Below are 12786 nucleotides of genomic sequence, written 5' to 3'. Positions count from 1 at the left end.
TTTGTCTGGATCATACCGAGATGATTTAGGAGTTTGAAATGATTAGATACTATGTCCTTTTGACTGCTTCCATTTCTTCTTTTGCATTGGGCATCACCGCAGCCGGCGCCCATCCGTCGAGTATCTACAACGACATGTGTCGAAACGAAATCGAGGCGTTTCAGGGCGCCTCGAATGCTCAGGACATCACAAACTTCAGGCACGCGTTGCTGCTGTGCCTGGCCGACCAGGCGTATTTTGACAAAAACTGGGAGCCTTCGGGTCACACGGATTGGTCGGACAGTATGCATTTTCAAGTGTTCGCAAAGGAAACCGAGGTCAAAATCGGCGGAACACATGAAGTGTTGCCAGTTGCAGCGGGCGCTGCCGGTTCGGCAGGGAGCCGGATTAAATGCCCCACACTTGTAACATCACGGTCGCCGGGCGACCCAACCGATCCGCTCAAGTCCGAAGGCTTTGATGTTTTCATGTCCGTTGATCTTGGTGACATGCTGGCCGGCGGGTCAGGCAGCTTTGATCAGGTTCAGGCTGCACTTGATCATATGCGCACGCAGTCTGGCATGCCATTCCTGATCGAACAGCAAGCTGCAAATGTTGTCGCGCAGATGAGCGAATTCAATGCCGACGATTTGGGCAGAATTTATGCGCCCAATGCTATCGAGATAGCCGATCCAGCTCCTTTGTTCAAAGACGTCGGGCTGGCTTCTTCGGCAACCCTCAAGGCTGCACACGCAGCCGAAGCGAACCTTGCGGATTGCGGATATTCACAGCTGGCGATACCGATAACCAGGACGTCTGGTAACGGCGTACCTTCGCAGAAATACGAAGGCCCGGAAATTTACTTTCATACCAACAATATCCAGGCATTGACCCGGTACATGGCAATCGGGGCAATCGAGGAGTGACACCGATGTTTCACACAATCATCGAAAGCCTTAAGTTCGACGTACCGATCATTGCGATCTCCGTTGCACTTTCTGTCATCTTGGTCGGCGCTGTGGCGTATTGCGTTACAGAACCTCATGAGCGGAAAAGCCTCATTATTCTTGTCTTCGGCCTGGCAACGCTCGGCGCGGTTGCAGGCGTGGCCGGTGGAACCAGCCGCGTCGGCGTTGTCGGGGACGTCATTCCGGCCGCGCTGGCACTGGTAGGAGGTGTTGCGGCCTACCTTTTCGGGGTAGATCGGTCTCAGGGCTTGATCGCGTCCTTTTGCGCTGCCGCGTTCGCTCTGGCCCTGGGTTTCGGGTATGCGACAGGCGCTGGCAACAGGGGTATTTCTGACAACAAAGCGGAAAATCTGGAGTTCTGTCGTTCGCTCTTTTCTCAGCCCGATATCTGGAAGGATGAACGGGCTTTCTGCAGGGTCGCGACCATCTATGGGCAGCAATGCAACTGGATGATCGCCGACAGCCTGTCTCAGATCCCCGAGACTGATGCATTTCCGACGACGGCAGCCAAGTTCGATCACATCTTTAATCAGCTTAACGTCGAAATGAACGCCCGTTTGGCGCAGACACCCAAATGTCTGTAAAAAGCGTTGTGTATCGCGACGAACAAATCGCGGCGGCTTATTGCCAGAGCCTTTCGATCCCCATCCGCCGCATCATCGCAAAAATGGCTGAGAAATTTAGGCCAGGTCTTGTGAATAACCACCAGGCGTCTATGCGTAGGAGGAAACTAGTTTAGATTTTCTTCGAAGTGGTCTGTTCATTTCACCCGATGGGTAGTGAAAATTTTCTTGTGCCCTGAGCGAAACATGCGCACAGATCGTCTTGAAACAACAAAAACAACTGCGCACCGACCATGTTCCTGACTGACGATGAAAAGGCCATTCTGACCGGTGCGGTCGGCACCAAAGGCGATCAGATGGCAATCGAGGTCGTGGTCGAAACCGCCCGGATGCTGGGTGCGGACCGGCTGGTGGAAATCCATTCCAGCCATATTGACGGATGTCTGTATCACGGCGATTCCGGCGCGCTTTATTGCGAGAAACTGGCTGAAAGCGGCGCGCGGGTCAAAGTGCCCGCGACCACCAATGTCGGGGCGCTAAACCTGCTCAACCCCGATCAGTGTCGTTTGCCACCCGACCAGCGCAAGATGGCCTATCGGCTGATGGTGGCGCATGAACGCATGGGATGTACGCCCAGTTGGACATGTGCGCCCTATCAGGCGGGCGCGCGCCCCGCATTTGGGCAACAGGTTGCTTGGGGTGAATCGAACGCCGTTGCCTTCACCAATACCGTCTTGGGTGCACGCACCAACCGCTATGGGGATTTCCTGGATATTGCCTGCGCCATCTCTGCCCGCGCGCCCTATTACGGGTTACACAAACCCGAGAACCGATATGCAAAGCTGGTTCTGGACGTTTCGGCCCTTTCGCCTCAGCTGTTGGCTCAATCCGCGTTCTACCCGGTGTTGGGGTCGATCATCGGACGGCTGGCGGGGGAAACCGTTTGCGCTGTGACCGGAATGCCGGGCGCGGCCAGCGATGACGAGCTGAAAGCGCTGTGCGCCGGCGCGGCGTCCACCGGAGCGGTCGCTTTGACTCATATCGTGGGTATGACCCCCGAAGCGCCTGATCTGGACACGGCTTTGGGCGGGCACCCCCCGGAACAGACTGTTGCTGTGACGCAAGAGATGGTCAATGACGCCCGCGACCGTCTGAGCCTTGCCAAGGCTGGGCCGATTGACAGCGTCGCACTTGGAAGCCCGCATTTCAGCACCGCAGAATGTCTGGAGCTTCTTCGCCTTGCGGATGGCAAAGCGTTCAGGGTGCCGGTTTTCATCTGCATGGGCCGCCACACAGTGTCCGAGCTTCAGGCAACCGGCGCTGACAGGATGCTGACCGAGCTTGGCGTCGAGTTTGTCGTCGATACCTGTGTGGTCGTCACCCCGATCCTGCCCGCTGAGCCAGGAGTGATGATGACCAATTCGGCAAAATTCGCCCATTACGCCACCGGCAATACCGGGCATCTTCCCGTTTTCGGAACCCTGGCGGATTGCGTCGCCAGCGCGCAATCGGGCCACGTGGTTTGGGATCGGAAATTATGGGCATGAGCTGGCAGTCCGAGATTCTGTTCGAAGGTCAAGCACAGGGCAAGGTCCTGCGCTTTGACGCTCCGATCAGCTTTTGGGGCGGCGTCGACCCGGTCACGTCAGAGGTAACCCTGGCCGGTCACCCGCAACGCGGTGAGACGATAAAGGACAAGATGTTGGTGATCCCGCAACTGATCGGCTCCAGCAGCTCGTCGGCGGTGATCCTTGAGCTGTTTTACAAGCAGATGGCGCCCAAGGCCCTGATTTTGGGTGAGCGCGATGCCATCTTGCCTGTGGGGGTGATTGTTGCCAGACAGATGGACTGGCACACAATCCCGGTTGTTGTTCTGCCAGACCCCCCTTTTCAAACTCATGACGCCATTTCCATTGCCCGCAACGGGCAGATTGAAAGAGCCTGACATGTCCAAAGACCCTTTGCTGCAGCCCTTCCAGCTTAAACATCTGGTGTTGAAAAACCGGATCATGAGCACCAGCCACGAGCCCGCCTATGGCGAAGATGGCATGCCAAAGGATCGATACCGGGCCTATCATGTCGAACGCGCCAAAGGTGGGTTGGCGATGACAATGACGGCCGGGTCTGCGGTGGTGTCGCGGGACAGTCCGCCCACCTTTGGCAACCTTCTGGCCTATAAGGACGAAATCGTCCCGTGGATGAAGGCGCTGACAGACGAATGTCATGACCACGGCTGCGCGGTAATGATCCAGCTTACGCATCTGGGCCGTCGGTCGCATTGGAATACCGGTGACTGGCTGCCCCTGATCAGCTCATCCGATGTGCGCGAACCGGCTCATCGCGGCTTTCCCAAACCTGCCGAGCCCTGGGACATCGACCGGATCGTGAATGACTATGCAGATGCGGCTGAACGCATGCAGGCCGCGGGGCTCGATGGGGTCGAACTGCACTCTTATTGCCACCTGATCAATCAGTTCATGACCGACCAGATCAATCGTCGCGACGATGATTACGGCGGCAGCCTGCCCGAGCGGATGCATTTCTTTGACCGGGTAATTCGTGCGGTGCGTGACCGCGTAGGGTCCGCGTTTATCGTGGGCATCCGGCAAACTGTTGCCGAGGACTACAAATCCGGTGGCATTGATGAAAACGAGGGGCTGCGGATCGTTCGCCAATTGGAAGATGACGGGATGATCGACTTTATCAACGTCATACGAGGGCGCTGCAATACGGATCCGGCCATGGTCGATGTGATTCCGGTGACGGGCATGAAATCCGCCCCGCATCTGGATTTTGTCGGTGAGGTCAAGAAAATGACCAACCTGCCGATTTTCCACGCCGCACGCATTCCCGATGTGGCCACGGCGCGCCACGCAGTGTCCAGCGGCAAACTGGACATGGTTGGTATGACCCGCGCCCATATGGCCGATCCCTATATCGTACAAAAAATTCTGGATGGGCAAGAAGACCGCATTCGCCCTTGCGTTGGGGCGACCTATTGCCTCGACCGGATTTACCTGGGCGAGGCAGCCTTGTGCACCCACAACCCGTCCACAGGGCGCGAGCTTGATGTGCCGCATCAGACCACCCGGGCGGAGACATCGAAAAACGTTGTGGTGGTCGGCGCTGGACCGGCGGGGCTTGAGGCCGCGCGGGTTGCCGCGGATCGTGGGCACACGGTGACCGTGTTCGAGGCGGCGGATCAGCCCGGAGGTCAGATCCTTTTGGCCGGGCAAAATCCGCGCCGCCGCGAGCTGTTGTCGATTATCGACTGGCGCATGCAGCAATGTATTGATCGGGACGTGGCCTTCCGTTTCAATAGCTGGGCCGAGGCTGCGGACGTCACCGCCTTGGCCCCGGACGCCGTGATCATCGCCACAGGCGGTATGCCCCAGACCGATCTGTTTGACAGCGGCAACGAAGCGCTTGTCAGCACTTGGGACATCATCTCGGGCGACGTGAAACCGGGGACAAATGTATTGTTGTTCGACGATGGCGGCGACCATGTGGCCCTTCAGGCGGCCGAGGTGATCGCCAATTCCGGCGCCAAGCTGGAGTTCATGGGCCCTGATCGCAACATTTCGCCGGATGTGATGGGGATGAACCTGACACCATACATGCGCGCGCTTCAACCAAAGGACGTGACCTTTACCATGGCGCGCCGACTGATCGGTGTGACGAGAGATGGCAACCAACTGAGCGCGCAAATCAGCAGCGACTATTGCGAAGATCTGGTTGAAACCCGCAGCTTCGATCAGATTGTCGTGAATCACGGTACGACACCGCTGGCGGATATCTATTTCGATCTGGTGCCGCTATCGCGCAACGGTGGTGCGGTGGATTACGACGCCCTGGCAACCGGAGCGCCCCAAACGATCAGCGCCAACCCCGACGGGCAGTTCCAGCTGTTTCGCATCGGAGACGCCGTGTCCGCGCGGAACATCCACGCAGCCGTTTTTGACGGACTGCGCTATGCACGAGGGTTGTGATCGTCACAACAACCGGCACGTACTACACTGAGGTCGGGCTGATCCAATATGCGGCCCGGTAATTGCAACATCGGAAACAGCAGGCTGAATCTGGTGCCCAAGCACCTGATTGTTAGGGTTTGAGCCTGAATGATTGCAGTGTTTCCCATTCTTCAAGCGGTACGTTCTGGCTGGATTTGACCAAATGCATGTACCGGAACCTGAACGTAGCACCAATCAGACTGTTCAGACTTTGGGTTTCTAACGCTTTGACCTCGGGTTCGATCGGACCATAAGCCATGCTGACATGAGGCTGAAACGCGCGGGGGCGCTGAGAGGCCGGCAAACCCTGCGCCAGCGACGCTTGATTGCATAGCAGATCGGGCGTTGGCGACAGGTCCAGATACAAAGACTTAAAGAAAAGATCTTCGGCCTTCACGCCAGTTACGGTCAAATTGTGACATGAGAACCCGGTCGACATTCGACCAAGAAGTGCGCCCAGTTCTTCTTCTTCCCCCGCAAGATCACCCATAAGTGTCACATGCGGCACAAAGGACGGGGTGCCGTGCGCATCGGCGAAATTTCTGATCCGCGTGCGCAAGTCGGTCAGATCCGGATCCTCGGGGATCATCCAGACGGAATAGGTTGCGACATCGGCCTTCATGGTCAGTGCGTCCCCCGAGAAATAAATTCCGGAGCGATGAATACGGTCTCGCTGGGTTTTTCCGGTTGATCCAATCTTTCGGACAGCAGTCGCAAAATCTCTGAAACTGTCTGATCCATGTCGTTGCGCACAGTGGACAGCTGAAAGCTGGGCCATTGGGCAATCGCGATGTCATCAAAGCCCACCACAGCAAGCTCGGCTGGGATAGACAGGCCAAAGTCTTGCCGCGCCGCCGCCAATGCGCCCAAGGCCATCGCATCATTGGCGCAAAAAAGCCCATCCAGATCGCATTTGCCGTTCAGTATCTGGGTGATGGCGCGATACCCGCCCTCATAGCTAAAGTCGGAATGCGTGATGATGGCAGGTTTCAGACCGGCTTTGGCCAAGGCGGTTTCAAAGCCCGCCTTGCGTTCCTGATCCGAAGAAAGATGCTCCAGCCCCCCCAGATAACCCAACCGGGTTTTCCCTTGCACGATGAGATGGGATACGGCCAGTTCAGCCCCGTGCGTGTTGTCGCAACAGACACAATCCACCCTTTCGGCCTGCATCACGCGCCCGGATACGATCAGCGGGATGTTCAGTTTGGCGCAGTGAATCGCAACTGATTCTTCAACGCTCCCGCCACGCAGAATCAGGGCATCCAGCGGGTAAGCCAGGACTTCCAGCACTTCTGCCTCAGATGTTTCGACGGACCCGCCAAGCACGACAGGCCACTTGCCCATCCCGTGCAAACCCTGCATCAGTTTGCCCAGTATCTCGCTGTCGTAATGGTTCACCAGATCGCCCGTGACGATGGCCACAAGGTTGGATCGGCCGGTGCTTTGCAGACCTGCCGCCAATGCATTGGGCCGGTATCCAAGTTGCTCTGAAACCTGAAGAATTTTCTTTTTCTTGTCTTCATCCAATGGTGAGCCCGGCGTGAACGCACGGGACACCGCCGAGCGCGAAACACCGGCCGCCTGCGCAACCTGCTTCGCTGTAACGCGTCGAGGTTTGGAAGTTTTGCTTGTATTCATGTTTCAGTCGGGTCTCGTTTCGCTGGGCTGGTGTTTCTTTTGTGAATATCTGAAAATTTAGCTTGCGTCATAAAGGTGTCATTTCTTACCGTTAGATGAACACGTGTTCACTACATTTGTAGCAGAATTATGAAAGATGCAAAATGAACCTTGCGCCGGTCGACTACGAAAACACCTCTTCCACCCTCGGAGCCGAGATTCAGCTGCGCGGCTTGCGGGTGGGGTATGCCGAGCAGGATGTGCTGTCGGACATCGATCTTGATGTAGGGGCCGGAGAGTTCATTGCCCTTTTAGGCGCATCCGGCTGTGGCAAGACCACGTTATTGCGCGCGCTTGCAGGGTTCGTGCCGGTACGCGGCGGTACGATTTCCGTCGACGGACAGGACATGAGCCACACAACGCCCGAGAAGCGTGGAATGGCGATGATGTTCCAATCCTATGCGCTCTGGCCGCATATGAACGTCGCGCAGAATATTGGATACGGGCTGAGGCTGCGCAAGAAAAGCAAGGCTCAGATCGCAGCGCGGGTCCAGGAAATGGCCGCTCTGGTTGGGTTGAGCGACTTTATCCACCGCAAGATCGGGGCCTTGTCCGGCGGCCAACGGCAGCGGGTTGCCTTGGCGCGGGCGTTGGCGATTGACCCTCCGGTGCTGTTGCTGGATGAACCGCTGTCCAACCTCGACGCCGGGATCCGCGCCAATATGCGGCACGAGATCCGCAGCCTGCAACAACGGCTGGGTCTGACCACCGTTCTTGTCACCCATGACCGGGAAGAGGCGATGTCGATGGCCGATCGGGTGGTTATCCTGAATCAGGGCCGCGTTGCACAGGTCGGCACACCCGAGGATGTGTTTCATACGCCCGCAAACCCCTATGTCGCCCGGTTCATGGGGGCCGGAAACAGCTTGACCGGTGACGCGATCCTTGGCGCGCAGTTTGTCGACCTCAAGATCGATGGCCATCTGCACCGACTGCCGATCCCGGACCAAAATGTTCCCGGCGTCCATTTTCCCGAAGCCCGAAATGGTCCGGTCGACATCCTGTTTCACAGCGATGCAGCACAGCTGGGTCGGGCGGCAGGTCACGCTCTGACATTGCCCGGAACAGTGGTTCAGCATTCGTATCTGGGATCGGTCTACCGTCATGAAATTCAGGTCGGCGAGACCCGTATCATGGCGGACAATACCCACAAGATGCCCATCGGCTCGGCGGTCGATGTAAGCGTACCGGCCACGGCTATTAGTCTGTTTCCTGCAAAGTCCCAGACAGCCGTGGCCGGACCCGAGGCGGCGAGCCAGGCCGCGCAACACCTCTGAGAGTCTGGAGAAACATCATGACTTCCAAAATTGCAAATCTTTTTGCATCAGCAGCCATAGCTCTGATCGCAACCAGTGCGGCGCAAGCCGAAAACGTATTGAACGTGGCTTCTGGTGGCAGCCAGAACATGGTCGACTACGTGACCGACTATCTGGGCCCCTTGTTCGAGGAACAAAACCCGGGTTGGACGGTAAACGTTGTCGGCACCGGACCCGGAAACGCGGGCAGTCAGGCGATCCTGGAAAAGATCAAGGCGCAGGCGGGAAATGATGCCTGGGACACGGATGTTGTCGTCATGACCCAGCTGAAAACCGGCGAGATGGTGACCGAGGGCCTGTTGCAGCAATATGTGGATGATATCGACACCGGCAAACTGGCCACGCGCGACACGTCCAGAACGGCTCTGGGCACCGATGTGACGGGTTATGTCATGCCGATGTTCCACAGCCAGACGGCGATCGCCTACAATCCCGATCTGGTTCAGAATCCGCCCAAGAGTTTTGACGAATTGAAAACCTGGACCGCGGAAAACAAGGGTGCGTTTGGTTACAATGGGATCAAGAACGGCATGTCCGGTGTCGCCTTTACGGCGGCCTGGATGTATGCCTATGCGGGCAACACCGATCAGCTGATGAATGGCCCCTACGACCCTGAGCTGAAGAACAGCTGGGATCAGGCACTAGGCGACCTGAAGGCGTTCAATGAAAACGTCACCTTTACCCCGGGCAACGCTGGCACGCTGGACATGATGAACCGGGGTGAGATCGTGATGGGGCCGGTCTGGGTCGATATGTTCTATACGTGGCAGGCCGATGGGCGCTTGAACCCGAACCTCAAAGTGCTGCTGCCCGAGCCGGGGATGCCGGGTCAGCCCTACTATTACGCCGTTCCCGCCAAGGCCGAAAATGCCGAAGCCGCACGCAAGTTCATCGCCCTTGCCACCAGCCCCGAAGTGCAGGCCGAGGGCATCGTCAAACGGTTCAACTGGTATCCGGGCATCGACGCCCAGCATGTTGAAACTTCGCTTGACAAAGAGGTCTGGGACAAACTGTTCACCGACGTGACACCGGAAGATCTGGCCGCCAAAGGCAAGCCCTTCCCGCTGGGTCCGTATTTTGACGACATCCGCGAGGCGTATGAACAGAAGGTTTCCAACTAAGCTCCCAATACCGGAAACCTTGGTGCGGGCCGGACCCCTATGGTCCGCACCTGAACTCTCTGGACCGAAAAAAGATGATCACACGCAAAACCTCTTTGGTTCTGGTCGCTCCGGCCATCGTACTGCTTGGGCTGCTGTTTCTCTATCCCTTGGGCTATTCGCTGCTTTGGGCGTTCCGGGATGAGGAACTGGGCGGCTGGGGCCTTCAGAATTTCATCAAGGCGTTTGCACTTTATTCGAACGACATTCTGTTCACGCTGATCATCGTCACCCTGTCCACGATTATCATCGGGGGCTTCTCTGTCGCCATTGGCGGTTACCTGACGCTGGGTGAAAACCGGGTTGCCCTTGTGGTCTTGCGCTGGCTCTACCGCTGGCCCCTGTTCATTCCTTTTGTGGTCGCTGCGCAGTTGATGCGCACATTTCTGGCCAAGAACGGCATGATGAACAACATCATCGTCTCGACCGGATTGATGGAGCCGTTGCAGGCCGCCAGCTATCTGGACTGGCGCGGCATTGTTATCACCTTCGTCTGGAAACAAACGCCTTTCGTGGCCCTGCTGGTCGCGGGTGCCATGGCGGCGCTGGATCGTTCGACATTCGAAGCCGCTCGTAATCTGGGCGCGTCCCGTTTCCGCATCCTGTTCGAAATTGTCGTGCCACAAGTCGCCACGACACTGATGGTCGGGCTGATCCTGTCTTATGTGGTGATGATGTCGGTGCTGTCCGTTCCGCTTATGATCAACGCGCAGACGCCAACAATGATCACTGTCGACATGGCATGGCGCATCAACGCCTATTCCGATTACGGCGTCGCCAACGCGCTTGGCTTCATCTCATATGCCATGACAGCCGTCATCGCATGGATCTACCTGCGCCAGGGTGTGCGGGAAGGGGGAAAACCGGCATGACCGTACTGCGCACCACCGCGACCGCCATCCTTTTGGCTCTGCTGGCCTTCGCCATTTTCGGCCCGATCACCAACATGCTGATCTGGTCCGTGGCCGAAACATGGTACTTTCCCGCCAAACTTCCCCAAAGCTATGGCTTTTCGTTTTGGGAGCGTGTGTTCCGCCCGCAAGGCAATGCCATGGAGTCGCTTTGGAGTTCGGTTCTGATCGCGCTGTTCACCGTGCTGGCATCGCTGGCCGTGGCTATCCCTGCGGGGCTGGCGCTGGGTCGCGGCAGCCTGCCCTGGCGCACGTTCTTTCTGCTTCTGTTCCTGTTGCCGCAGGCCTTTCCGTCGATTGCCGTGCATATGAATATCGCGCGCATTTTCTATGGCCTCGGCCTGAACGGCACTTACCTGGGCGTGGTTCTGGTGCACACGATTCAAGGATTGGTGTTTTCGGTCTGGATTGCCACTGCCGCTTTTGCTGCGGTGGATCGAGAGCTGGAGGAAGCCGCCGCCAACATAGGCGCATCGCCCTTGACCGTGTTTCTTACCGTAACTCTGCCACTTGCCTTGCCCGGCCTGATGGCCAGCGCCATCTTCGTATTTCTGATCTCGCTGGACGAGTTCACCGGGACTTACTTTGTCGGCGTACCGGACGTGACCACAATGCCCCTGTTGCTGTTTACCGCTTCGATGGAAGGGAACTACCAGATCGCCTCGATCACCGCGTTGATTCTGCTGGTGCCGTCTGTAGGCTTCATGTTGTTCATCGAGCGGTTCCTGAAATCAGACGTGCTGGCAAAAGTAGGAAGCTGACATGACCGACATCGAAGCCCGGCTGGCTTTCGCCAAATCCCTGGCGCAGGAAGCAGGCGAGCTCGCTCAACACCTTCGCAATACACGCGATGCTGCGTTTATTGCGGAAAAAGGTCCGCAGGATTTTGTGACATTTGCAGACCGTGCCGTCGAAGACCTGATCCGCAAGCGGATTGCCGAAAAATGGCCATCAGACGCGATGCTGGGTGAAGAAGGCGGCGCAACCGGCAGCGGGAAGGCCTTATGGGTTGTGGACCCCATCGACGGCACAGCGAACTTCATGCGCGGTCATCGGGATTGGGGCGTTTGCATTGCGTACTATGAAGCCGGCCAGATACCTTTGGGCGTGATCTGCGCACCGGATCTGAATATGCTCGCCTGGGCCGCGACGGGATCAGGCGCCTGGATGAACGGAGCGCGGCTGAGCGTTTCAGGCTGTGCTGACCCTGATCGTGCGGTGTTGATGCTGGGCTGGTCGAACCGGCGCCCGATTGCCGAGCATACGGCTTTGATCCAGACACTGCTGGATGCGGGCATGGAATACCGCCGCAATGGATCGGCGGCGATCAGTTTGCTGGCCGTCGCTTCGGGGCAATCCGAAGGATATTACGAGGCGCATCTGAACGCCTGGGACGCTTTCGCCGCGATGCCCATGATCGTCGAAGCGGGTGGGCAGTTCGACTGTGATCCGCTGGAAGATTTCCTGACAGGTGGCAGCCGAATTCTTGCCTGCAACAAGCAACTACGCACTATGATCAGCAAATGCGTGCGATGGCATTGATACAGTCGCGAACCTTGGCCGATTTCAGACAGCCAATACCATCGCCGCATCAGCATGTGAGACCCCGATAGCAAATCATTCGGCCGCTTGGGCATTCACCTTGCATATGCCTTTTTGTTCCTCTCCCATCAATAAATAGGTATTTCATAATCCTATTTTTTATGGGAATGTGGGAATATGCAGATAACCAAGTTTTCAGATTACGCGCTGCGCATCCTGATCCACCTTGCGACCCACGAAGACGGGTTGATGTCGACGCGTGAGATTGCGGCCATGCAGAAGCTACCCTTCAATCATCTGGCCAAGATTTCCCAATGGCTCACCCACGAAAACTACGTGGTCTCGGTGCGTGGGCGAAACGGAGGAATGCGCCTGGCCCTTCCCCCCGAGGACGTTTCCATCGGTGGGCTGCTGCGTAAATCCGAACAGGGCACACCGCTGGTGGAGTGCATGAAAGAAGATGGGGGCTGTTGTGTGATGACCCCGGCATGCGGCCTGCTGCCGATACTGAACGAAGCTCAGGAAAGCTTCTTTGTTGCATTGGACGGTAAGACCCTACGCGACGTGCTTGAAGGCAATCGCGGAATGAAAAACCTGATCCGGGCCCTTGAGGCAAGCCATCTTTCCGCCTGAAACGGCGAACATGCTTGACGAGAAATC

The 12786-nt window shown here is 57.2% G+C and carries 13 protein-coding genes; 11 read left to right on the top strand and 2 right to left on the bottom strand.

All coding sequences use genetic code 11. The features are described from left to right. The first annotated feature begins 38 nt into the window (after positions 1-38). The 5 genes from ACR0AG_RS02820 to ACR0AG_RS02800 all read left to right on the top strand — a co-directional run bounded on the left by ACR0AG_RS02820 (position 39) and on the right by ACR0AG_RS02800 (position 5499). Positions 39-905 (top strand): hypothetical protein, encoded by an 867-nt coding sequence (locus tag ACR0AG_RS02820; RefSeq protein ID WP_480836229.1) that lies wholly within the window; start codon positions 39-41, stop codon positions 903-905. A 5-nt stretch (positions 906-910) separates the two neighbouring features. Then, entirely contained in the window at positions 911-1531 is a 621-nt protein-coding gene (locus ACR0AG_RS02815) for a hypothetical protein (protein WP_480836227.1), read from the top strand. Between the two features lie 272 nt (positions 1532-1803). Continuing rightward, entirely contained in the window at positions 1804-3057 is a 1254-nt protein-coding gene (locus tag ACR0AG_RS02810; RefSeq protein WP_480836225.1) for an aconitase X, read from the top strand. Beyond that, complete coding sequence (locus ACR0AG_RS02805) at positions 3054-3455, top strand: aconitase X swivel domain-containing protein (protein ID WP_480836223.1); 402 nt, start codon at positions 3054-3056, stop codon at positions 3453-3455. The genes ACR0AG_RS02810 and ACR0AG_RS02805 overlap by 4 nt, the downstream gene beginning before the upstream one ends. Before the next feature lies 1 nt (position 3456). Continuing rightward, on the top strand, positions 3457-5499 hold the full coding sequence (locus tag ACR0AG_RS02800; protein WP_480836221.1) for an oxidoreductase: 2043 nt from the start codon (positions 3457-3459) through the stop codon (positions 5497-5499). A 112-nt stretch (positions 5500-5611) separates the two neighbouring features. Here the strand turns inward: ACR0AG_RS02800 and ACR0AG_RS02795 are convergent, their stop codons facing one another. Both ACR0AG_RS02795 and ACR0AG_RS02790 read right to left on the bottom strand, forming a co-directional pair. Further along, entirely contained in the window at positions 5612-6142 is a 531-nt protein-coding gene (locus tag ACR0AG_RS02795; protein WP_480836219.1) for a 2'-5' RNA ligase family protein, read from the bottom strand. 2 nt (positions 6143-6144) lie between these two features. Next, on the bottom strand, positions 6145-7158 hold the full coding sequence (locus tag ACR0AG_RS02790; RefSeq protein ID WP_480836217.1) for a LacI family DNA-binding transcriptional regulator: 1014 nt from the start codon (positions 7156-7158) through the stop codon (positions 6145-6147). 143 nt (positions 7159-7301) lie between these two features. On the opposite strand from ACR0AG_RS02790, the gene ACR0AG_RS02785 reads away from it, so the two are divergent. From ACR0AG_RS02785 to ACR0AG_RS02760, 6 genes are all read left to right on the top strand, one after another. After that, on the top strand, positions 7302-8474 hold the full coding sequence (locus tag ACR0AG_RS02785; protein WP_480836215.1) for an ABC transporter ATP-binding protein: 1173 nt from the start codon (positions 7302-7304) through the stop codon (positions 8472-8474). Between the two features lie 17 nt (positions 8475-8491). Further along, on the top strand, positions 8492-9634 hold the full coding sequence (locus ACR0AG_RS02780) for an extracellular solute-binding protein (protein ID WP_480836213.1): 1143 nt from the start codon (positions 8492-8494) through the stop codon (positions 9632-9634). Positions 9635-9708: 74 nt separating this feature from the next. Beyond that, entirely contained in the window at positions 9709-10545 is an 837-nt protein-coding gene (locus tag ACR0AG_RS02775; protein WP_480836211.1) for an ABC transporter permease, read from the top strand. Beyond that, positions 10542-11345 (top strand): ABC transporter permease, encoded by an 804-nt coding sequence (locus tag ACR0AG_RS02770; protein ID WP_480836209.1) that lies wholly within the window; start codon positions 10542-10544, stop codon positions 11343-11345. The genes ACR0AG_RS02775 and ACR0AG_RS02770 overlap by 4 nt, the downstream gene beginning before the upstream one ends. A gap of 1 nt (position 11346) precedes the next feature. Continuing rightward, a complete protein-coding gene (locus tag ACR0AG_RS02765; protein WP_480836207.1) occupies positions 11347-12126 on the top strand; it encodes an inositol monophosphatase family protein in 780 nt (259 codons plus the stop codon). A 177-nt stretch (positions 12127-12303) separates the two neighbouring features. After that, a complete protein-coding gene (locus ACR0AG_RS02760) occupies positions 12304-12759 on the top strand; it encodes an RrF2 family transcriptional regulator (RefSeq protein WP_480836205.1) in 456 nt (151 codons plus the stop codon). Positions 12760-12786: the final 27 nt, after the last annotated feature.

The sequence above is a fragment of the Ruegeria sp. H6 genome (assembly GCF_056532975.1).
This window is presented reverse-complemented; position numbering and strand designations above follow the sequence as displayed.